Below are 23184 nucleotides of genomic sequence, written 5' to 3' on the forward strand. Positions count from 1 at the left end.
GTTGCCGAACGACGCCGTCTCCGAGGTGAAACGGTCACCGGTGAGCTGCATACCGTCACCCGAGTCCCCCGCGAACCTGATGACCACCCGGTCCAGGCGGCGGACTTGTTTGTCGACCGCGCCCGGGACAACGGGGGCGGTGGTTTCCACGGACATGAGTGTGTCGGCTCCTGTCGTTGCCGGCCCGCGCGGGACCGGGGCGTCACTGGGGCTGGTTGCCGTGCTTGCGAGAGGGCTGCGCCACGTGCTTGGTGCGCAGCACGGCGAGCGCGTCGATCAGCCTGACCCGGGTCTCGGCGGGATCGATGACGTCGTCCACCAGGCCGCGTTCGGCGGCGTAGTACGGGTGCATGAGCTGGTCCCGGTACTCCTTGATGTACTGCTCGCGGGCCGCCTCGGGGTCGGCGGCGGCGGCGATCTCGCGCCGGAAGACGACGCCCGCGGCGCCCTCCGCGCCCATCACCGCGATCTCGTTGCCGGGCCAGGCCAGCGACAGGTCCGAGCCGATGGAGCGGGAGTCCATGACGATGTAGGCGCCCCCGTAGGCCTTGCGCAGGATCAGCTGGACGCGGGGGACGGTGGCGTTGCAGTACGCGTAGAGGAGTTTCGCGCCGTGCCGGATGATGCCGCCGTGCTCCTGGTCGACGCCGGGCAGGAACCCCGGCACGTCCACCAGTGTCACCAGCGGGATGTTGAAGGAGTCGCACATCTGCACGAACCGGGCCGCCTTCTCGCTGCCTTCGATGTCGAGGACCCCGGCGAGGGAGGCGGGCTGGTTGGCGACGATGCCGACGGTGTGGCCGTCCAGGCGGGCCAGGGCACACACCATGTTGGGCGCCCAGGCCTCATGGACCTCGAAGTAGTCGCCGGCGTCGACGAACTGCTCGATGACCCCCCGCATGTCGTACGCGTGTCTGGGCTCGGCCGGCACCAGGTCGTACAGGGCCGGGGTGAGCCGGTCGGGCCGGTCGCCGCAGGGCTGTGCCGGCGGCAGCTCGCGGTTGTTGGCGGGCAGGTAGGACAACAGGTGGCGGACGTCGGCGAGACAGCTCTCCTCGTCGTCGTAGGCGAAGTGGGCGACCCCGGAGCGGGTGGCGTGGGTGTCGGCGCCGCCCAGTTCGTCCTGGCTGACCTGCTCTCCGGTGACGGCCTTCACCACCTCCGGTCCCGTGATGAACATCTGCGAGGTGCCGCGCACCATGAACACGAAGTCGGTCAGGGCCGGGGAGTAGGCCGCTCCGCCCGCGCAGGGACCCATCATGACGCTGATCTGCGGGACCACCCCGGAGTTGCGGACGTTGCGCTGGAAGATGCCGCCGTAGCCGGCGAGCGCGGTCACGCCTTCCTGGATGCGCGCCCCGGCGCCGTCGCACAGGCCCACGATGGGGGCGCCTGCGGTGGCGGCCATGTCCATGATCTTGTGGATCTTCTCGGCGTGCGCCTCGCCGAGGGAGCCTCCGAAGATCCGGAAATCGTGGGCGTAGGCGAAGACAGTGCGTCCGGACACCCGGCCCCAGCCGGTGACCACACCGTCGGTGTGGGGGCGCCGGTCCTCCAGGCCGAAGCCGGTCGCCCGGTGCCGGCGCAGCCCTTCGACCTCGGTGAAGCGGCCGTCGTCGAAGAGGAGTGAGAGCCGTTCCCGGGCGGTGAGTTTGCCCTTGGCGTGCTGGGCCTCGGTGGCCTTCTCGCCGGGGCCTTCACGCACGGCGATCCGTACGGCCTCGAGTTCGGCGACCGTGCCGCGCCGCTGCCCGACCGGCTTGTCGTCCAGGGCGGTCATGAGGTCCCCTTCCGGCCGTCGTCATGAACCACCGAGAAGCCTCCGTCAGGTCGCTCGAAGCCGGATGGAGTGCGGGATGACGCCGGCCTCGCGGGCTCTCCACCGGCCTGCGAGCAGCCGTCGAGGGCGGGGCGCGACGCTCGGGTGGTGAGCTCCGATGCGGACGGGCGCGAGCCCTCGCGGGGCATCCGGTCGCCCGTCGGCGCCCCCCACCCCCGTGGGCACCGGCGGGCTTTCCGCACAGTGCCGGACCGGTCGGCAGGCACAGACGAAGGGACACACCAACTGTGAACAGCCAGTGGTTCCGGCGCTTCACCACGACCGCGGGGAACGGGCCGCGGCTCGTGTGCTTCCCCCACGCGGGAGGCTCCGCGACGGCGTACACCCAGCTCGCGCGTACGCTGCCGGCGGACTTCGACGTGGTGGCGGTGCAGTACCCGGGGCGCCAGGACCGGTACAACGAGGCGCCGTTCACGGCCCTGGACCGGCTCGTCGAGGCGGTGGCCGGGGAGCTGGCCCGCGAACTGGCCGCGGACCCGGGACGGCCGTACGCCCTGTTCGGCCACAGCATGGGCTCACTCGTCGCCTTCGAGACGGCCCGGCGGCTGCGCACGGCCGGACTGCCCGCCCCCGAGCGGCTGTTCCTGTCCGGCCGGGGCGCCCCGGACACCGGCAGGAGCACCCACTACCTCCACTACGACGACGCCGACGTGCTGGCCGAGGTGCGCAGGCTGGGCGGCACCGATCAGGCCATGTTCGACAACCCCGACCTGTTGGAGCTGGTCCTGCCGGCGTTGCGGGCCGACTACCGGGCCCTCGCCTCGTACGAATGGCGTGCCGGGGAGCCGCTCGCCGCTCCGATCACCGCCCTGATCGGGGACAGCGACCCGATGGTGACGGTGCGGGAGGCCCGGACCTGGCGGGAGCACACACGGGGTGACTTCGCCCTGAAGGTCTTCCCCGGCGGCCACTTCTACCTCGCCGACCACATCCATCAGATCGCCGTGGTCGTCACCGAGGGGTGGCTCGCCGGTACCGCCGCGTCCTGAGCGCGCGGGCCGGCGGTCGGCCAGGTCCTGGCTCGATGCCGTCGGTTGACCCCGCCCCAGGGTCAGGGTGGACGCTGACGTCCATGACCACTTCCACCGCATCGCCCCGGACCGGCATGCTCCCCGTCGACGACACGGCCCTGTCCCTCACCGACACGCGCGGCCCCGGCCTCCCCGTCGTCTACCTGAACGGCTCCTACTGCGGCCACCGGCCCTGGCGGCCCCTGATCGCCGAACTCGGCACCGGCTGGCGGCACATCACGTACGACGAGCGGGCCCGCGGCCGGTCCCGGCGGTCGGCGGACTACTCCTTCGAAGCGTGCGTCCGGGACCTCGACGCCGTTCTCGAGGCGACCGGCGTGGACCGTCCGCTGCTCGTCGGGTGGTCCTACGGCGCGGCGCTGGCCGTCCACTGGGCCGACCGGAACCCCGACCGCGTCCTGGGAGTGGTGTCCGTGGACGGCGCCGTGCCCTACGGCATCACCGGTGAGGAGGCCCGTGAGCGGATCCGGCGCCTGTTCCGCCGGATGCGCCCGCTGCTGCCGCTGTTGCGCCCGTTCGGCCTCTCCGCGCGGATGACCTCCGCCCAGCATGCCGAGATCAACATCGAGATCAACGAGATCTGCGCCGCCCTCGGGCCGGTCCTCGACCGCGCGACCTACCCGGTACGGTACGTCCTGGCCACGGACGGCAACCTCGGCGGTGGCCGGGAGGAGATGGAGCGGATGCGGGCCTCGCTCGACCCGGTGCTCGCCGAGAACCCGCACCTGCGGGTCAGCGCGAAGGTCGCGAGCAACCACTCCCATATCCTGCGCAAGGACTTCCGGGCCGTGGCCGAGGCCGTCCGCGAGCTCGCGGCCGCGCACGACCAAGGGGCCCCCTGAGCAGATGGTGTACGGACTGACGATCGGTCAGGCGGCCGCCTTCGCCGGCGTCACGGTGAAGGCCGTGCGCCACTACCACCGGCTCGGCCTGGTCGACGAACCGGAGCGCGACCGCTCCGGTTACCGCCGCTACGGATCGTCCGACATGCTGCGGCTGGTCCAGGTCCGCACGCTCGCCGGAGCGGGTGTGCCGCTGGCCGAGATCAGGGACCTGCTCGCCGCCGGTCCCGAGCGGTTCGCCTCCGCCCTGGAGGACGTCGAGAGGCGGCTCAACGACCGGATCGAGGAGCTGATCGCGCGCCGCGCGGCGCTGCGCCGGCTCGCCGCCGGCGACCGGCTCCTGCTGCCCGAGCGCGCCTGTACGGCCTTGGACCGGCTCGCCGAGCTCGGCTTCAGTGCCGACTACGTGGCCCTTCAGCAGGAGGCCCTGACGCTGGCCCGCACCCTGGTACCGGAGATCTTCGACAGCCTCGTGGCCCAGCTCGAACGCCAGCTCGCCCATCCCCGGTACATCGAGCTGATGAAGCTCTGCCAGGACGTCGAGTCGTGGGACCCGGACGATCCGCGGCTCGACCAGCTCGCGTCCGACCTGGCCGCCGAACTGCTGGGCGACCGCGAACTGCTGACGATGCCGGCCGAGTTCCGGGCCAGGCCCGACGCCGCCACCCGTTACGGGCTGATCAACCACCACCGGGAGGAGCAGGCGCCGGCGGCCGCCCGGCTGACCGAACTGCTGGAGGCGAACCTGCGCGCGGCCGGCGTCGACATCCCGTACCAGTGAGGGCCCGCCCGGCCGGGGTGACCGGCCCGGGCCTCCCGGTACCAGGATCGCCCGGCCCCGGGGCCTGCCTGCACCCGGCCGACCCGCGTCGCCGGATGGTCGGGAGGTCCCGGTGCGCACAGCGGCTCAGAGGACCGCGCCCGCCTTGGTCCGCCTGCGCAGGGCGGGCCTGCGGGACTGGGCGAGGTCCCGCCACATGTCGGACAGGCCGGTGACGGTGCGCGCCGCGAACAGCCGGCGGATGGACACCTCCTGGTCCAGCTCGGCCCGGATCAGGCCGACCAGGCGGATCGCCCTCAGCGAGTTGCCGCCGAGGTCGAAGAAGTCGTCGTCGATGCCCACCCGGTCCAGTTCGAGCACCTCGGCAAAGGCCTTGGCCAGGGCCCGTTCGGTGTCGTTGCGCGGTGCGCGGTACGTCCCGTCGTCGAACCGGGGTTCCGGCAGCGACGCCCGGTCGACCCTGCCCCCGGCCGTCTCCGGCAGGCGCTCCAGCACCATGAACAGGGACGGCACCATGGACTCCGGCAGCCATCCCGCGGCGAACCGGCGCAGTTCGTCGGCGGTGACGGTCCGGCCGGCCGCCGGGACCACGTAGGCCACCAGCCGCTGCTGGCCGGTGCCGTCCTCCTTGACGACCACGACACAGCGGGCGAGACCGCTGTGTTCGGACAGGACCTCCTCGACCTCGGCCAGCTCGACCCGCACGCCGCGCACGTCCGCCTGGGCGTCGGCGCGCGCCACGTAGTCGAGGCGGCCGTCGGTGCCCCACCGGACCCGGTCCCCGGTCCGGTACATGAGCGCACCGTCCGGACCGAACGGGCAGGGCACGAAGCGCTCGGCGGTCCGTCCGGGGTGTCCGGCGTAGCCGCGTGCCACGCCGGGCCCGGCCACGTACAGCTCACCGGTCACCCCGGCGGGGACCGGGGCCAGTCCCGGGCCCAGGACGTAGAGGGCGGTGTTGTCCATGGGGCGGCCGACCGCGTCCGCGTGGCGCACCGGTTCGCCGGCGGGCAGCCGGTGACAAGCGGCGAACACGGTCGTCTCCGTCGGGCCGTGGCCGTGGACGATGGTCAGCTCGGGGCAGGCCTCACGGACCCGGCGCAGCGCCGCCGCGGACACGCGGTCACCGCCGGTCCAGACCTCGCGCAGCCCGGCGAGACGCTCGGGGTGTCCGGCGGCGATCGCCGAGAACAGGCCCGCGGGCAGCCACACCGTGGTGATGCCGTGCGCCGCTCGCGCCTCGGTCAGCGCGTCGGCGTCGAGGTGTCCCTCGGGGGCGACGACCACGCGGCCGCCGTTCAGCAGCGGCGCCCACACGTCGAGGGCGAGGGCGTCACCGGTGTGCGGCGCGTGCCACAGCACGGTGCCGCGGCCGCCGTCCTTCCAGTGCCGGTCGAGGACGAACCGGAGCATGTTCCGGTGGGTCAGCGCGACCGCCGTGGCCGCGTCGGCCGATCCGGAGCCGTGCAGCACGGCCAGCAGGTTGTCCGGACGGGCCGGCGACGCGGCCGGGGCCTCGGGCGCGCCGTCGGCGGCGGTGTCCGGGCCGAGGCCGTCGCAGACGAGGGCGGGCACGTCGAGGCCGGTGGGGAGCGTGCCGGCGGTCGCCGTGTCGGTGAGCAGCAGGCAGGCCGGGCCGGTGCCGACCCCGGAGCGGATCCGCTCGGCCGGGGACGCCGGGTCGACGGGCAGGTAGGCTCCGCCCGCCTTCACCACGGCCAGCAGGGCGGTGACCAGGCCGGCCGACCGGGGCATCGCCACCGCCACGACCGTCTCGGGGCCGACGCCCCGCCGGCGCAGTTCCCCGGCGAGGCGTTCCGACCGCTCGTCCAGTTCCCGGTAGGTGAGGGCCGTGTCGCCGTGGACCAGCGCGACGGCGTCGGGGTCCTGCTCCGTCTGCAGGGCGAACAGCTCCGCGACCGTCGCCTCGGGCAGCGGTGCCCGGGTGTCGTTGGGCGCCCGGAGCACCTGGTGCCGTTCGGCGCCAAAGACCACGTCCAGCGCGCCGGCCGGCTGCGCGCCGGCGGTGACCGTGGCGCGGATGTGCGCGATCAGCTCCTCGCCGATGAAGCGCAGCTCCGCGCGGTGGTACAGGTTGGCGGGGGCGTCGAGTCGGATGTAGAGGTCGCTGTCGGCGCTGCCGTCGGTGTAGACGCCGATCGACAGTTCCTCGAAGGTGCCGGTCGTCGCGCCGGAGTAGCGGGCCGGGCTGTCGCCGAAGTGGAGCCGTTCCACGAACTCGACGACGTTGATGACGGTGCCGAAGCTGCCGCGGCCGCTCAGGACGGTGCCGACGGCGCGCTGGATGTCCGAGTAGTGGCAGGCGGCGTGGTCGAAGATCTCGTACGTCTCGTCGACGAGCGTGTCGGCGATGTCGGTGAAGGTCGCGCCGAGCGGGACGGCGACGCGCACCGGCACCACGTTGACGGCCAGGCCGGGGGTCCTGCTGGCCACGCCGACGCGGTTGCCCACGGCGAGCGACAGGAGGAACTCGGGGCGGTCGCAGCGGTGCCGGAGGTAGACCGCCGCGGCCGCGGTGATCAGCTGCGACATCCACAGGCCCATGGACTTCGCGGTCTCGGTCCACGTGTCCGCCTCGGCCCGCGGGACGGTCAGCGTGCGGCTGACCATGCCGATGGTCTCGGCCACCTCCGACCAGCGGTCGGCACTGCTCAGCGGTTCGGACAGCGCCGAGCGCTGCGCGTCGGACAGGGCGACGCGCGGGACCTGCGCGGGTGCCGGGGCGTCCTTGAGGTAGTCGCGCCAGAACGCGGAGTCCTCGGTGAACCGCTGCGAGGCCCGGTACTCGACGGCCTCGGCCGCGAACGGCTCGAGGTCCCACGGGTGGGGCAGTTCGGGGACCGGCTCCGCGCGTACCAGGGCCGTGTAGACCTCGGCGAGGCGCCGGGACAGCAGGCCGCCCGCGCCGAACCCGTCGGATATGAGGTGGTGGTAGGCGATCACCAGGAGGGAGCGGTCCGCGGCGAGCCGGACCACGCCCAGCCGGAACAGCAGGTCGCGTTCCAGGTCGAACGGCTGCCGCACCAGGTCGGCGAGCGCGTCGCGGGCCGCCTGCTCGGGGTCGGCCTCGGCGCTGAGGTCGAGGTGGAAGGGCCGCCAGTCCCCCAGTTCCCGGGGTACGAGCCGCAGTTCGCCGTCGTGGTCGGCGAAGTTGACGCGGAGCACTTCCGCTTCGCCCATGACGTGCCGGAACGCGGACTCCATGACGGCCGCGTCCAGTTCCCCGTCCACATCCCACATGGTCAGCGCGTGGTTCGGTGTGTCGGGAGCCATGTGCTGCGCCCGCCACATCCCTTCATGCGCAGACGACGCACCGAACGAAGGCACACAGATCAACCCCTCAGCAGACAGGCCCGGGTAACGGAAGAATTCACAGATCGCCCCCCATCCTCCGGGGGGTGTACCGGCCGTACAAGACAACTCGTCGCCCGGCGGGACGGGCCGCCGCGGGCCTCGCGGTGTCCCGCCGGCGGGACAGTCCCGCCGGCGGTCCGGCACCCCGGGGCGCGGGGGTTCACCGTGTGGCGCGGGGGTTCATCGGGCGTGGGGGTTCATCGTGTGCCGCGCCCCGCCAGCGAGGTCGTGACGTGCTCGGCGATCAGGCGCGGGGTCGGGTGCCGGAGCACCATGTTCGCCCGCAGTCTGAGCCCGGTGGACGCGGTGAGGCGTTTGCTCAGCTCCGCCGAGAGCATCGAGTCGAAGCCCATCTTCATCACCTCCTCGTCGGGGTCGACCACCTGGTCGGCGGAGTGCCCGAGGACGAGGGCGACCCGCTCCAGGACGTGGTCGAGGACGAGGGCGCGCGCGTCGTCGTCCGAGAGGCCCAGGATCCGTTCGGACAGGGGGACGGGGGTGCCGTCGTCGTCGGCGGGGGGCTGCGTCGCGGGCGGCTGCGCGGTGGGCGCCGTGTGCGCGGGGTTCAGCCAGTACCGCCGCCGCTGGAACGCGTACGTCGGCAGGTCCACCCGCCGGCGGGCGGTGAACAGGGCGGACCAGTCGACGGACCCGCCCTGGACGTGGAGCTGTGCGAGCGAGCCGAGCACGGACTCCACCTCGTCGCGGTCCCGGCGCGTCGACGACAGGACCAGCGCGTCGGCGGCGTCCTCGACGGTCTCCTGCACCGGGACGGTCAGCACGGGGTGCGGGCTCATCTCCACGAACACCCGGAAACCGTCCTCGGCCAGGTGCCGCACGGACGTCTCGAAGACGACCTTCTCCCGCAGGTTGTCGTACCAGTAGCCGGCGTCCAGCCGTGCGGTGTCGGTCTTCTCGCCGTACAACGTCGAGTAGAAGGGCAGCTTCGAGGTGCTCGGGCTCACGTCGGACAGCGCGGCGGTCACCTGGTCGCGGACCCGGGCCACGTGGTGGGAGTGGGAGGCGTAGTCGACGGATATCCGCCGGGCCTGGGCTCCGTCGGCCTTCATCTTCTCGACGAACTCGTCGAGTGCGTCCGGTTCACCGGACACCACGACGGAGCGGGGGCCGTTGACGACGGCGACGCCGACCCTCCCCTCCCACGGAGCGAGGCGTTCCGCCACGACGTCGGCGGACTCGGCGACCGATGCCATGCCGCCGTGGCCGATCAGGTCCACGAGGGCCTTGCTGCGCAGCGCGACGATCCTGGTGGCGTCCCGCAGGGACAACGCGCCGCACACGTACGCGGCGGCGATCTCGCCCTGGCTGTGTCCGACCACCGCGGCCGGCTCCACTCCCCAGGACCGCCACAGGGCGGCCATGGACACCATCACGGAGAACAGCGCCGGCTGGACCACGTCCACCCGGTCCAGGTCCGGTGCCCCCGCCACGCCGCGCACGACGTCGAGCAGTGACCAGTCGACCCACTCGGCCAGGGCCTGCGCGCACGCGTCGAGGGATTCGGCGAAGACCGGGAAGGCGTCGTACAGCCGGCGTCCCATGCCGGCCCACTGCGAGCCCTGGCCGGGGAACACGAAGGCGACCGGGCCCGTTCCGGCGGCGACACCGCTCACCACGGCGGCGGACTCCGCGCCGTCGCTCAGCGCCGTCAGACCGCTCAGCAGCTCGTCCTGGTCGTGGCCGAGCACCACCGCGCGGTGCTCGAACGCCGACCGGCCCGATACCAGCGACCAGCCGACGCCGGCGAGGTCCAGGTCCGTGCCGGCGGCGGCGACGTCGCGGAGCCTGCCCGCCTGGGCCCGCAGGGCCGCCGCGCTCCTGCCCGACACCACCCACGGCACGAGTCCGCCGACGACGCCCGCCCCGGGCCCGTCCCCGGCCGCCCGCTCCTCCTTCGGCGGTCCCTCCTCCAGGACGACGTGCGCGTTGGTGCCGCTGACGCCGAAGGACGACACCCCGGCCCGCCGGGGAGCGTCGGCGCGCGTCCACTCGCGGCCCTCCACGAGCAGCTCGACGCCGCCCGAGGACCAGTCGACGTGCGAGGTGGGCGCGTCCACGTGCAGGGTCTTCGGGAGGTACCCGTGACGCAGGGCCATCACGGCCTTGATGACGCCGCCGACCCCGGCGGCGGCCATGGCGTGCCCGAGGTTCGACTTCAGGGACCCCAGCCACAGCGGCCGGTCCGCGGGCCGGCCCTGCCCGTAGGCGGCCAGTACCGCGCCCGCCTCGATGGGGTCGCCCAGGACGGTCCCGGTGCCGTGGGCCTCGACCAGGTCGACCTCGGATGCGGCGACGCCGGCGTTGGCCAGTGCCTTGCGGATCACCTTCTCCTGGGCGCGGCCGTTGGGGGCGGTCAGGCCGTTGCTGGCCCCGTCCTGGTTGACCGCGCTGCCGCGGACGACGGCCAGCACCGGGTGGCCGTTGCGGCGGGCGTCGGACAGCCGCTCCAGCAGCAGGACGCCCACGCCCTCGGCCCAGCCGGTGCCGTCGGCACCGTCCGCGAAGGCCTTGCACCGGCCGCCCGCCGACAGGGCGCCCAGCCGGGAGAACTCCACGAACATCGCGGGCGTCGAGATGACCGACGCCCCGCCCGCCAGCGCGAGGGAGCACTCCCCCGAACGCAGGGACTGCACCGCCATGTGCAGGGCCACCAGCGACGACGAGCACGCCGTGTCCACGGACACCGCGGGTCCCGTCAGGCCCAGTTGGTACGCCACCCTGCCGGAGGCGACGCTCAGCGCGCTGCCGTACAGCAGGTAGCCCTCCAGTTCCTCGGGGCTGTTGTCCAGGAAGCGCCAGCCGTACTCGGAGGAGCTGACGCCGGAGAAGACGCCGACGTCGGCGCCGCGCACGTCGGCGGGGACGATGCCGGCCCGTTCGAAGACCTCCCAGGACGTCTCCAGCAGCAGGCGGTGGTGCGGGTCGACCGCCAGCGCCTCGCGCGGGCTGATGCCGAAGAACTCGGCGTCGAAGCCCGCCACGTCGCTCAGGAAGCCGCCCTGCCGCGTGTGCGAGCTGCCGGCGGCGTCGGGGTCGGGGTCGTACACGTCGCGCCAGCCGCGGTCCTTCGGGAAGTCGTCCACGACGTCCAGGCCGCCGCGGACCACGCCCCACAGGTCCTCGGGCGACGACACTCCGCCCGGGTAACGGCACGCCATGGCCACCACGGCGATGGGCTCGCCGCGGCCGGCCTTCATGGCCTCGTTCTCCTGCCGGAGGCGGTCGCGCTCCTCCAGCAGCGTGCGGAGCGCCCGCTGGACCCGGTCCGCGCCGTCCGCTGTGCGATCCGCGGAGTTGGTCATGTCACTTACCTCTTCTCGTCCAGGGCCAGGTCGACCAGTGCTTCCAGGTCCAGGTCCGTCAGTTCGTCCGCACCCGCGTCCGCGTCCGCCGCCCGGGTGCCGTCGTCCGCCGGGTTCGGGCCCGCGCAGGCCAGGACCAGGTCCAGGAGGCCCGCGGCGCGCAGGCCGGCGATCGACACGTTCCGCAGCGCTTCACGGATCCGGGCGTCCTCCTCCGGGGCGGTGTCCGCCGCCGTGTCCGCCGCCGGACGCAGCAGGCCGGACAGGTGCTCGCTCAGCTCGCGGGGGGTCGGGTAGCTGAAGACGAGGGTGGTCGGCAGGCGCAGGCCGGTCGAGGAGGCCAGGCGGTTGCACAGTTCGACGGAGGTCAGCGAGTCGAATCCGAGCTGGGTGAACGCCTGGTCGACGTCGACGACCGCGCCGGAGGGGTGTCCGAGCACGACGGCGACCTGGTCGCGGACCCAGTCCAGGACGGCCGCCTCCGCCTCGTCGGCCGGCAGGGCGGCCAGCCTGGCGGCCAGGCCCTGGGAGCCGCCGTCCCGGGCGTTGTCCGCCCGGCCGCGGCGCGGGCGGCCGCCGCCGGCGAGGTCGCGCAGCAGCGGCGGCACCTCGTCACCGGTCCTGCCCCGCAGCGCGGCGAGGTCCACCCGGGCCGGTACGAGGACCGGCTTGTCGAGGGCGCACGCCGCGTCGAACAGGGCCAGGGCCTCGGCGGTCGGCATCGGGGCGATGCCCATCCGCCGCAGCCGGGAGAGGTCGGCCTGGTCCAGGTCCCCGGTCATGCCCCTGCTCTGTTCCCACCAGCCCCAGCACAGCGAGGTGCCGGGCAGGCCGGACGCCCTGCGCCGGGCCGCCAGACCGTCCAGGAAGGCGTTGGCGGCGGCGTAGTTGGCCTGTCCGGCGGTGCCGAGGGTGCCGGCGAGGGCGGAGAACTGGATGAACGCCGACAGGGGGCGGTCCCGGGTCAGCTCGTGCAGGTTGACCGCGCCGCGGGCCTTGGCGGCCAGCACGTGATCGAGGCTCTCGGCGGTCAGTGACTCCACGGTGCCGTCCGCCAGCGTGCCGGCCGCGTGGACGACGGCCGTCAGCGGGTACCGGGGCGGCATGTCGGCGAGCAGGTCCGCCACGGCGGCCCGGTCCGCGACGTCGCAGGCCACGACCCGGACGGTGGCGCCCGCGCCCTCGAGGTCCGCGACCAGTTCCGGCACGCCGTCGGCCGCCGTGCCCCGGCGGCCGGCCAGGACGAGGCTGCGCACGCCGCGTTCGGCGACGAGGTGCCGCGCCACGACCGAGCCGACCGCGCCGGTCCCGCCGGTGACCAGCACCGTGCCGCCGCCGAGGGCGTCGCCCAGTTCGAAGACCAGCTTGCCCACGTGGCGGCCCTGGCTCATCTCGCGGAACGTGCTGCGCGCGTCGCGGATGTGACGCACGGAGACCGGGCTCAGCCGCACCCGCCCGTCGGCGAACAGCTCCATGACCTCCTGGAACATGGCGTGGATCGTGTCCGGGCCGGACGCGTAGAGGTCGAACGCCCGGTACTCCACGCCGGGGTGGCCGGCCGCCACCTGCCGGGGGTCGCGGATGTCCGTCTTCCCCATTTCGACGAACGTGCCGCCGCCGGGGAGCAGGGTCAGGGAGGCGTCGACGAACTCGTGGGCGAGGGAGTTGAGTACGACGTCCATGCCGCGCCCGTCCGTGGCGTCCAGGAACTTGCCCGCGAACTCCAGGTCGCGCGAGGACGCCAGGTGCGCGTCGTCGATGCCCAGAGCGCGCAGGGCGGGCCACTTGGCCGGGCCGGCGGTGGCGTAGACCTCGGCGCCGACGTGCCGGGCGAGCCGGACGGCGGCCATGCCGACGCCGCCGGCCGCGGCGTGGACGAGGATCCGCTGTCCCTTCGCCAGCTTGGTGGCGCGGAAGAGCGCGTAGTAGGCGGTGAGGAAGGTGCACGGCATGGACGCGGCCTCGGCGTAGCTCCAGCCGTCGGGGACGGGTACGAGCATGCGGTGGTCGGCGACGGCCACCGGGCCGAAGGCACCGGAGAAGATGCCGGTCACCCGGTCGCCCGGCGCGAAACCGGTCACGTCGTCGGCCACCTCGAGGACGACTCCGGCGCCCTCGCTGCCGAGTCCGGCGTCGATGGCCGTACGGTCGATCAGGCCCAGGGCGATGGTGACGTCGCGGAAGTTGAGCCCGGCGGCGTGCACGGCGATGCGGACCTGCCCGCTCGTCAGGGGCTCGTCCACCTCGGGGCAGGGCACCCAGGTCAGGTTCTCCAGCGTTCCCCTGGTCGGGATGCCGAGGCGGTGGGTGCCGTCCGCCGGCGGCTCGATCCGGTGGTCCGCGGGCGCGGCCGGTGCCAGGCGGGGGACGAGGGTCGCGCCGTCGCGCAGCGCGAGCTGGCCCTCGGCCAGGGCGAGGGCGTCCCCGAGGCGGGCCCGGGAGGTCTCCTCGTCGTCGATGTCCACCAGCCGGAACCTGCCGGGGTGCTCGGTCTGGGCGGAGCGCACCAGGCCCCACACGGACGCGCCGGGGAGGCTCTCGACGCTCTGCCCCGTACCGGTGTCCAGGGCCAGGCGGGTGAGGACGACCAGGACGGAGCCGGCGAGCCGTTCCTCGGCGAGGAAGCGCTGGAGAAGGGCGAGGACGTGCTTGCCGGCGTCGCCGGCCGCGGTGAGCGGGTCGGGCTCGTCGGTGACGATGTCGTCCAGGCACAGGACGAGGTGCCGGGGCACCTCTGTCCGGAGGACCTCGTCGAGGGACTCGTGGAGGACGACGTGTTCGCCGTCGGCCGCGGCGAGGCGGGCGGCCTGCCCGTCCTTCGCGCCGAGCACGCCCCACGGCCCGCGGTGCGTCTCGCGTTCGCCCTGCCGGGCCGGCCGCCAGTGCGGTTCGTACAGCGAGCGCTGCGGTCCGCCCTGCGCCGCGTGCACCTGCTCGGCGCCGGCCGGCCGGAACGTCAGCGCCCCGACGTGCGCGACGCGGCGGCCGCGCTCGTCGGCGAGCGTCAGGGACACGACGCCCTCGGTGGCGGCGGAGAGCCGGACGCGTACGGTCGCCCCGCACGCGCCGGACGTGTGCACGCCGGACCACGAGAAGGGCATCCAGCCCTGTCCGCCGGTCACCGGGACGGCTCCGCCGGCCACAGCCGCGTGCAGGACGGTGTCCATCAGCGCCGGGTGCAGGACGAACCCCTCGCCGGCCGCCTCGGCGCTCTCGGGCAGGGTGGCGAGGGCGAACAGGTCGTCGCCGCGGCGCCAGACCTCGCGCAGCCCGCGGAACGCCGGACCGTAGTCGAAGCCGGCGTCGGTGAAGGAGTCGTAGAGGTCCTCGATGCCGACCCGCTCCGCCCCGGCCGGCGGCCACGCGGCGAGGGCGCGGGTGTCGTCGGCATCGGCGGCGGGCGTGTCCGGTGACAGGGTTCCCGCCGCGTGGCGGGTCCAGCCGCCCTCCGCCGGGCCGTCCTCGCCGGAACGCGCGTACACCTCCACAGAGCGGCGGCCGGTCTCGTCCGCCGCGCCGACGACGATCCGCACGCGCACGTCGCCGGTGTCGGGCAGGATCAGGGGGACCGCCAGGGTGAGTTCCTCGACGGCGGCGCACCCGACGCGCTCGCCCACCGACAGCGCCAGGTCCAGGTAGGCGGTGGCCGGGACGACGACCGCCCCGAACACGGTGTGGTCGGCGACCCAGTCGTGGGTCGGCAGGGACCACAGGTCGGTGAAGACCACCTCGTCGGTGCCGGGGTGCTCCACCACGGCGCTCAGGAGGGGGTGACCGGGGGCCGACAGGCCGGCCGAGGTGACGTCCGCCGACCGCTGTCCGGCCAGGAAGTCCATCCAGTACCGCTGCCGCTGGAACGCGTACGTCGGGAGGTCGACCGGCGGGCGCGGCCCGAACAGGGCGGCCCAGTCCACCGACCCGCCCCGCACGTGGAGTGCGGCGAGGGCGCCGGTCAGTGCCTCGGCCGTCCCGCGGCCCGTGCGCGCGGTGGAGAGGACCACGGCGTCGGCGACGCCCTGGCCGGCGAAGGCGTCCTTGACGAGGCCGGCGAGCGTCGAGCCCGGGCCGACCTCGACGAAGACGTTCGCCCCCGCCTCGCGGGCCCGCTCCACCGCCTCGTGGAAGCGCACGGGCTCGCGGACGTGACGCACCCAGTGCCCGACGGACGTCAGCTCCTCGAGCGTGGCCTCGCGGCCCAGTCGCGTCGACACGATCGGGATCGACAGCTCGCCGTCGGCGGGCAGCGCGCCGAGGGCCTGCGCGAACTCGTCCAGGACGGGGTCCATGAGCGGGGAGTGGAAGGCGTGGTCGACGGGGAGCAGCTTCGCGGACCTGCCGTCGGCGACGAGCCGGTCGCGCAGGTCGTGGACCTCGTCGCGCAGGCCCGCGAGCACCACCGACTCGGGGCCGTTGACGACGGCGAGGCCGACCCGGGTGTACGGGGCGAGCAGCGCCTCGGCCTCGGCGAGCGGGGCGCGTACGGCGAGCATGGCGCCGGGCTCGGTGACGGTCTGCATGACGCGTCCGCGGGCGGCGACGAGCCGGGTCGCGGTGTCCAGGTCGAGGACGCCGGAGACGTGGGCGGCGGCGATCTCGCCGACGGAGTGGCCGATCAGGCGGTCCGGCCGTGGGGTGTACCGGGTGAGGAGCCGGTACAGGGCGACCTGGAGGGCGAACAGCGCCGGCTGCATGACGTCGGTGCGTCCGCGTCCCTCGGGCTCGTCGGCGAGGAGCAGGGGCTTCAGGGCGAAGGGGAGGTGCGCGTCGAAGTGCCGGCAGACCTCGTCGAGGGTCCGCGCGAAGACGGGGAAGGTGTCGTACAGCTCCCGTGCCACGCCGGTCCACTTGGCGCCCTGGCCGGGGAACATGAAGACGCGCTCGCCGGGTTCAGCGGCCTGGCCGCGTACGACGGCGGGGGATTCCGCGTCGTCGCCGAGGGCCGTGAGAGCGTTCAGGAGGGCGTCGCGGTCGCGGCCCACGACCACCGCGCGGTGCTCGAACGACGACCGGGTCGACACCAGCGAGGCGCCGATGCCGGCGAGGTCCGCGTCGGGGTCGGCGGCGACGAACTCGCGCAGCTTGTCCGCCTGCGCGCGCAGCGCCTGCCGGGAGCGCGCGGACAGCACCCACGGCACGGGACCGCCGGCGGCGGCGGGCCCCGGGTCGGCGGTGGCGGCGGCCGGTTCGGGCTCGGGTGCCTGTTCGAGGATGAGGTGGGCGTTGGTGCCGCTCGCGCCGAAGCTGGAGACGCCGGCCCGGCGGGGGCGCTGCGGTGTGCCCGGCCACTTTCTGGCCTCGGTGAGCAGTTCGACCGCGCCGGCCGACCAGTCCACGTGGGTCGAGGGGCGGTCCACGTGCAGCGTGCGGGGCATGACACCGAGCCACAGCGGGGCGTCGGGGTCCCGGTCCTGCCCGTAGGTGGCCAGCAGCGCCTGCGCCTCGATGGGGTCACCGAGCGTCGTGCCGGTGCCGTGGGCCTCCACCACGTCCACGTCGGCCGCCTGGAGCCGGGCGTTGGCCAGGGCTGCCCGGATGACGCGCTGCTGGGCCGGTCCGTTCGGCGCGGTCAGGCCGTTGGAGGCGCCGTCCTGGTTGACGGCCGAGCCGCGGATGACGGCCCAGATCCGGCGCCCGTTGCGCCGCGCGTCCGACAGCCGCTCCAGGACCAGCATGCCGACGCCCTCGGCGAAGCCGGTGCCGTCGGCCGCGTCGGCGAACGCCTTGCAGCGTCCGTCGGCGGACAGGCCCCGCTGCCGCGAGAACTCCCGGAACACCTGGGGCATGCCCACGACGGTGACGCCGCCGGCCAGGGCCAGGCCGCATTCGCCCTGCCGCAGCGACTGCACCGCCTGGTGCACCGCGACCAGCGACGACGAGCACGCGGTGTCGGTGGACACCGCCGGGCCCTCCAGGCCCAGCGTGTACGACACCCGGCCCGAGGCCACGCTCAGCAGGGAACCGGTCTGCGCGTAGCCCGAGATGGCCTCGGGGGTGGTGAAGTGGTTGCCGTAGCCGAAGTAGGCGAGGCCGGCGAACACGCCGGTGTCGCTGCCGCGCAGTGTCTCGGGATCGATCCCGGCCCGCTCCAGGGACTCCCACGAGGTCTCCAGCAGCAGCCGCTGCTGCGGGTCTGCGGCCAGCGCCTCACGCGGGTTGATGCCGAAGAAGTCGGCGTCGAAGTCGCCCGCGTCGTAGAGGAAGCCACCCGAGCGCGCGTAGCAGGTGCCGGGCCGGTCCGGGTCCGGGTCGTACAGGTTCTCCAGGTCCCAGTTGCGGTCGTCGGGGAAGTCCGACATGACGTCCGCGCCCGCCCGCACCAGCTCCCACAGGGCCTCCGGGGACGCGGCGCCGCCCGGGAAGCGGCAGGCGACGCCCACGACGGCGATGGGTTCGGCGGCGGCCTCCGTCACCTCCTGGAGGCGCTTGCGCGTTTCGAGCAGCTCGATCGATGTCCGTTTGAGGTACTCGAGAACATCGGCGTTGTTGTCGTTGGTCATCGTTCTCCCCTAGCCGAGCTCTTGGTCCAGCAGCGCGAGAAGCTCTCCCGCCGATGCCGAGGTGATCTGGTCGGCGATGCCGACCGGTGCTCCGGCGCTCGCCATCGAACGGACCCGTCCCTGCAGGTCGCCGAGCAGTGTGGAGATGGCCGCCTGGTCCGCCCCTTCGAGGCCGAGGAACGCGTCCTCCAGGCGGGCGCCCAGTCCTTCGATCTCCTTGACCAGGAGACCGGCCGGTGATTCCGGGCCGGCCGCCGGTTCGGGGGCGATGCTCGCGCCCAGGTACCGGGCGAGGGCGCTCGGGTTCGGGTGGTCGAACACGAGGGTGGTGGGCAGCTTCAGGCCGGTCACCGCCGCCAGTTTGTTGCGCAGCTCCAGCGCGGTGAGCGAGTCGATGCCCAGTTGCCTGAACGCCGCGGTGGGGCTGATCCTCCCGGTGTCGGGGTGGCCGAGGACGAGAGCGGTCTGCTCCCGGACGGCGGTGAGCAGCGCGGCCTCCGCCTCGTGGGGCGGCAGGGACGCCAGCCGCTGGGCGAGTCCGCTGTCGGCGGCGTTCGGGTGCGACGGCCCGCCGGGCCCGGCGGGCGTACCGGACAGGCCGCGCAGGAGCGGCGACGCCGCGTCGGGTGCCGGGAGGCTCAGCCGGGCGGGTACGAGCACCGGTTCGTCCAGGGTGAGTGCCGCGTCGAAGAGGGCGAGTCCCTCCTGCGACGACATCGGCAGCACGCCCTGGCGTCGCAGGCGGACGAGGTCCGCGTCGACGAGGCCGGCGACCATCTCGCTGCGTTCCGCCCAGAAGCCCCAGCACAGCGAGGTGGCCGCCAGTCCGGCGGCGCGGCGGGTCTCGGCGAGGCCGTTGAGGAAGGCGTTGGCCGCCGCGTAGTTGGCCTGTCCGGCCGTGCCGAGCACGCTCGCGACGGAGGAGAACAGCACGAACCCGGACAGGTCGAGGTGCGCGGTCAGCTCGTGCAGGTGCCAGGCGCCGCGCACCTTCGGTGCGAGGACCGCGTTCACGCGGTCCTCGGTGAGGGCCTGGACGACGCCGTCGTCCAGCACGCCCGCGCAGTGGATCACCGCCGTGAGCGGGTGCGCGGCCGGCACGGAGGCGATCAGCCCGGCGACGGAGTCACGGCTGGTGACGTCGCAGGCGACGACGTCGACGTGGGCGCCGGCACCGGTGAGTTCCTCGCGCAGCGCCGCCGCCTCCGGGGCCGCCGGTCCGCGCCTGCTGGTGAGCAGCAGCCGGTGCACGCCGTGCCGGGCCACCAGGTGCCGGGCGAGCTTCGCGCCGAGGCCGCTGGTGCCGCCGGTGATCAGGACCGTGCCGGTGCCGAGCGCGGACGGCGCGTCCTCGGCGCCGTCGTGGCCCGGGACCGGGTCGGGGGCGCGGACCAGGTGCGGGACGCCGACCTGGCCGTCGCGGATCTTGAGCTGGGCTTCGCCGGTGGCGGCAGCGGCGGGGACGCGGGCCCAGGAGGCGGGGGTGCCGTCCGTGTCCACGAGGGTGAAGCGGCCCGGGTTCTCGGTCTGCGCGGTGCGCACGAACCCCCAGACGGCGGCCGCCGCGGGGTCGGTGCGGCGGTGCTGGTCCTCGTGGACCGCGTCCCGGGTCACGACGACCAGGCGCGAGCCGGAGAACCGGTCCTCGGTGAGCCACTCCCGCGTCCAGCGCAGCACGCGGTGGAGGTTTCGCTCCACGGCGGCGGGCGTGTCGTCGCCGTCCGTGCCGGCCCCGTCGAGGGCGGCGACGACGACACGGGGTATCTCCCCGTCGGAAGCGGCGAGTTCGGCGAGGTCGGTGAAGACCGCCGCGTCCCGTCCCGGTGCCGCGGTGACCGTGCGGGGCTCCCCCGGTGGGGTGCCCGGGCCCAGCACCGCGTACGGGCCGCCGTCCCCGCCGGACGGGGCCGGGACGGGGACCCAGTCCAGCCGGAACAGCGAGTCCTGGTGGTCGAAGCCCAGCTCGGTCAGCTTCGCGACGTCGGCGGGCCTCAGACTCAGCGACGCGATGCCGCCGACCGGGGTGCCGTCCTGGTCGGCGAGGGTGAGGGACAGCGTGTTCCGACCGGCGGGCGCGAGACGGACGCGCAGCGCGGCCGGCCCGGCGGAGCCGACACGCAGACCCGTGCAGCGGTACGGCAGCCAGCCCTCGGGCCGGTCGTGGTCGACGATCGGCCCGAGGCCGAGCGGGAGCAGCGCGGCGTGGAGCAGAGCCGGGTGGATCCGGAACGCGCCGCGGTCGGCTCCGTCGGACGTGGGCGGTTCCACCTCCGCGAACAGGACGTCGTCGCGGCGCCACACCTGCTTCAGACCGCGCAGCAGGGGCCCGTGGCCGAATCCGAGGGCGGACAGCCTGTCGTACTCGGCCTCGAAGGGGACGCCGACCGCGCCCGCGGGAGGCCACGCGACGAGGCTTTCCTCCTCGCGGGTGTCCGTGGCGGCCACCGCGAGGACGCCGACGGCGTTGCGTGTCCATTCGGGTTCGCCCTCGCCGCGTGAGTGCACGCTGAGCCTCCGCTGGGCGTCCACGACGACGCGGATCTCGCGGTCGGCCGTCCGGGACAGCACCAGCGGGGTCTCCAGGGTGAGTTCGTCGACGGTGTCGCAGCCCGACTTGTGCGCCGCCCACACCGCCAGCTCCGCCAGCACCGCCGCCGGTACCAGGACGGCGCCGTGGACCACGTGGTCGGCGAGCCAGGGGTGGCGCTCCGGCGACAGGCGCCCGCTGCCCACGATCCCGCCGTGCTCCGCACCGTCGGGCAGGTCGATCACGGCGTCGAGCAGCGGGTGGTCCGACGTGCTCGCGGCGGTGGTCTCGGCGGGTGTGTCCATCCAGTGGCGCCGGCGCTGGAAGGCGTACGTGGGCAGGTCGACGAACCGGCCGCCGCCGCCCGGGAAGGCCGCCTCCCACGACACCGCGACGCCCGCCGTGAAGGCCTCGGCCGCCGAGCGGTGGAAGCGGGCGAGGCCGCCCTCGTCGCGGCGCAGCGTGCCCGTGACGACGGCCTCGGCGCCCTCGCCGTCCAGGGTCTGTTCCACACCGATCGTCAGGACGGGGTGGGCGGACGCCTCGACGAAGTTCCGGAAGCCCTGTCCGGCCAGGGACCTGACCGCCTCCTCGAAGCGGACGGTGCGGCGCAGGTTGGTGTACCAGTACCCGGCGTCCAGGGTCGTCGTGTCCAGCCAGTCGGCCGTCACCGTCGAGAAGAACGGCACCTTGGCCGGGCGCGGCTCCAGTCCTGAAAGGACGCGCCCCAGTTCCTCGCGGATCGCCTCCACGTGTGCCGAGTGCGAGGCGTAGTCCACCGGGACCCTGCGGGCCCGGACGTCGTCCTCCTCGCACGCGGCCAGCAGCGCCTCCAGTTCGGCCACGTCGCCCGAGACCACCACGGACGAGGGCCCGTTGACCGTCGCGATCGACAGGCCGTCCGTGAGGCGCTTGGCCACGTCGCGGGCCGGCAGCGCGACCGACACCATGCCGCCGTGTCCCGACAGGGCCAGGATCGCCTTCGACCGCAGCGCCACCACCTTCGCGGCGTCCGTGACGGTCAGGGCGCCGGCGACACAGGCGGCGGCGATCTCGCCCTGCGAGTGGCCCACGACGGCCTCGGGCTCCACGCCGTAGGAGCGCCACAGCTCGGCCAGCGACACCATCACGGCCCACAGTGCGGGCTGGACGACGTCGACGCGCTCCAGCGCCTCGGCGTCGCCGAGCACGTCGCGCAGGGACCAGTCCACGTACGGTGCGAGCGCGTCGGCGCACTCCTGCATCCGCCGGGCGAACACCGGGGAGCAGTCCCACAGTTCCCGTCCCATGCCGGTCCACTGCGAGCCCTGGCCGGGGAAGACGAACACGGTCCGGCCGGCCGGCCGCGCGACTCCCGCCACCGCGTCGGCGACGCCGTTCTCGTCGCCGGCCGCGACGACGGACAGGGCGGCGAGCAGGTCGTCCCGGCCGGTGCCGATCACGACCTGGCGGTGCTCGAACAGCGAGCGGGTCGTCACCAGCGAACGCCCCACGTCGGTCGCCGACAGCGACGGGTCGGCGTCGACGAAGTCGCGCAGCCGCGCCGCCTGCGCGCGCAGCGCCTGCTCCGAGCGTGCCGACAGCACCCACGGCACCGGTCCGGTGACGTCGGCGGACTCCGGCTCGGCGGCGGGTTCGGGCTCGGATGCCTGCTCGAGGACGAGGTGGGCGTTGGTGCCGCTGATGCCGAAGCTGGAGACGCCGGCCCGGCGGGGGCGCTGCGGTGTGCCGGGCCACTTTCTGGCCTCGGTGAGCAGTTCGACCGCGCCGGCCGACCAGTCCACGTGGGTCGAGGGGCGGTCCACGTGCAGCGTGCGGGGCATGACACCGACAGCGGGGCGTCCGGGTCCCGGTCCTGCCCGTAGGTGGCCAGCAGCGCCTCCGCCTCCATGGGGTCGCCCAGCCTCGTGCCCGTGCCGTGGGCCTCCACCACGTCCACGTCCGCCGCCTGGAGCCGGGCATCGGACAGGGCCGCCCGGATCACCCGGCGCTGCGCCAGTTCGTTCGGCGCGGTCAGGCCGTTGGAGGCGCCGTCCTGGTTGACGGCCGAGCCGCGGATGACGGCCCAGATCCGGCGTCCGTTGCGCCGCGCGTCCGACAGCCGCTCCAGGACCAGCATCCCGGCGCCCTCGGCGAAGCCGGTGCCGTCGGCCGCGTCGGCGAACGCCTTGCAGCGTCCGTCGGCGGACAGGCCCCGCTGCCGCGAGAACTCCACGAGCAGTCCGGGCGTGGACAGCGTCGACACGCCGCCGGCCAGCGCGAGCGTGCACTCCCCGGACCGCAGGGACCGCATGGCCTGGTGCACGGCGACCAGCGACGACGAGCACGCGGTGTCGGTGGACAGCGCCGGGCCGTGCAGGCCCAGCGTGTACGCCACCCGGCCCGAGGCCACGCTGGTGTACGTGCCGGTGGCGGCGAAGCCCTCCACCTCGCGTCCGGCCCCGCCGCCCGTCCGGGGGCCGTAGTCGACGGCGTAGAGCCCGGTGAAGACCCCGGTCGCCGAACCCCGCAGCGCGGCCGGGTCGATGCCCGCCCGCTCCAGGGCCTCCCACGACGTCTCCAGCACCAGCCGCTGCTGCGGGTCCATCGCCAGCGCCTCGCGGGGGCTGATGCCGAAGAACGGCGCGTCGAACTCCGGGAGATCGTGCAGGAATCCGCCCGAGCGCGTGTACGTCGTCCCGGGCGTCTCCGGGTCCGGGGAGTACAGCGCCTCCAGGTCCCATCCGCGGTCCGACGGGAAGTCGCCGATCGCGTCCACCTCGCCGGACACGACCGACCAGAGCCCCTCGGGGGTCGTCACCCCACCGGGGAAGCGACACCCCACACCCACGACCGCGACGGGCTCGTGAGCGGACTCCTCCAGCTCACGGACCCGCTCCCGCAGCTGCTGCGCGTCGCCCACGGCGCGTCGCAGGTAGGAACGGAGCTTGCCGACGTCCTCCACCAGGGCCTCCCCCAACGGTGATCC

At 74.3% G+C, this 23184-nt stretch carries 8 protein-coding genes and 1 pseudogene; 3 read left to right on the top strand and 6 right to left on the bottom strand.

Features of this window, described 5'->3' with window-relative positions; genetic code table 11:
• Positions 1–202: 202 nt before the first annotated feature.
• Positions 203–1780, bottom strand: a complete 1578-nt coding sequence (locus ADK65_RS31400; protein WP_053674394.1) for an acyl-CoA carboxylase subunit beta — start codon at positions 1778–1780, stop codon at positions 203–205.
• Between the two features lie 287 nt (positions 1781–2067).
• On the opposite strand from ADK65_RS31400, the gene ADK65_RS31405 reads away from it, so the two are divergent.
• The 3 genes from ADK65_RS31405 (at position 2068) to ADK65_RS31415 (ending at position 4494) form a co-directional block, all read left to right on the top strand.
• Positions 2068–2829: a thioesterase II family protein gene (locus tag ADK65_RS31405; RefSeq protein ID WP_053674395.1), complete on the top strand. Its 762-nt coding sequence runs from the start codon at positions 2068–2070 to the stop codon at positions 2827–2829.
• An 83-nt stretch (positions 2830–2912) separates the two neighbouring features.
• Positions 2913–3713, top strand: coding sequence for an alpha/beta fold hydrolase (locus ADK65_RS31410; protein ID WP_053674396.1), 801 nt, complete (start codon positions 2913–2915; stop codon positions 3711–3713).
• Between the two features lie 4 nt (positions 3714–3717).
• Complete coding sequence (locus ADK65_RS31415) at positions 3718–4494, top strand: MerR family transcriptional regulator (RefSeq protein ID WP_053674397.1); 777 nt, start codon at positions 3718–3720, stop codon at positions 4492–4494.
• A gap of 126 nt (positions 4495–4620) precedes the next feature.
• Here the strand turns inward: ADK65_RS31415 and ADK65_RS31420 are convergent, their stop codons facing one another.
• From ADK65_RS31420 to ADK65_RS39510, 5 genes and pseudogenes are all read right to left on the bottom strand, one after another.
• The gene (locus tag ADK65_RS31420; RefSeq protein ID WP_324614326.1) at positions 4621–8013 is read right to left on the bottom strand and encodes an amino acid adenylation domain-containing protein; all 3393 of its coding nucleotides are present in this window, start codon (positions 8011–8013) and stop codon (positions 4621–4623) included.
• A gap of 53 nt (positions 8014–8066) precedes the next feature.
• Entirely contained in the window at positions 8067–11192 is a 3126-nt protein-coding gene (locus tag ADK65_RS31425) for a type I polyketide synthase (protein WP_053674398.1), read from the bottom strand.
• A gap of 5 nt (positions 11193–11197) precedes the next feature.
• Entirely contained in the window at positions 11198–17689 is a 6492-nt protein-coding gene (locus ADK65_RS31430) for a type I polyketide synthase (protein WP_053674399.1), read from the bottom strand.
• Between the two features lie 9 nt (positions 17690–17698).
• Positions 17699–22039 carry a type I polyketide synthase gene (locus ADK65_RS31435; RefSeq protein WP_234353017.1) on the bottom strand — a complete coding sequence of 1447 codons (4341 nt, stop codon included), beginning with the start codon at positions 22037–22039 and terminating at the stop codon, positions 17699–17701.
• Positions 22040–22098: 59 nt separating this feature from the next.
• Positions 22099–23160 (bottom strand): annotated as a pseudogene (locus ADK65_RS39510) (beta-ketoacyl synthase N-terminal-like domain-containing protein); the annotation flags it as partial.
• Positions 23161–23184 lie beyond the last annotated feature (24 nt).

The organism is Streptomyces sp. NRRL B-1140 (assembly GCF_001280065.1).
In the GTDB taxonomy this organism is placed as follows: Bacteria; Actinomycetota; Actinomycetes; order Streptomycetales; family Streptomycetaceae; genus Streptomyces.

Bases quoted from the DNA above. Each gene is read 5' to 3' on its own strand.
- ADK65_RS31400 (WP_053674394.1), bottom strand. From the start codon at position 1,780: ATGACCGCCCTGGACGACAAGCCGGTCGGGCAGCGGCGCGGCACGGTC.
- ADK65_RS31410 (WP_053674396.1), top strand. From the start codon at position 2,913: ATGACCACTTCCACCGCATCGCCCCGGACCGGCATGCTCCCCGTCGAC.
- ADK65_RS31415 (WP_053674397.1), top strand. From the start codon at position 3,718: ATGGTGTACGGACTGACGATCGGTCAGGCGGCCGCCTTCGCCGGCGTC.
- ADK65_RS31425 (WP_053674398.1), bottom strand. From the start codon at position 11,192: ATGACCAACTCCGCGGATCGCACAGCGGACGGCGCGGACCGGGTCCAG.
- ADK65_RS31430 (WP_053674399.1), bottom strand. From the start codon at position 17,689: ATGACCAACGACAACAACGCCGATGTTCTCGAGTACCTCAAACGGACA.
- ADK65_RS31435 (WP_234353017.1), bottom strand. From the start codon at position 22,039: ATGCCCCGCACGCTGCACGTGGACCGCCCCTCGACCCACGTGGACTGG.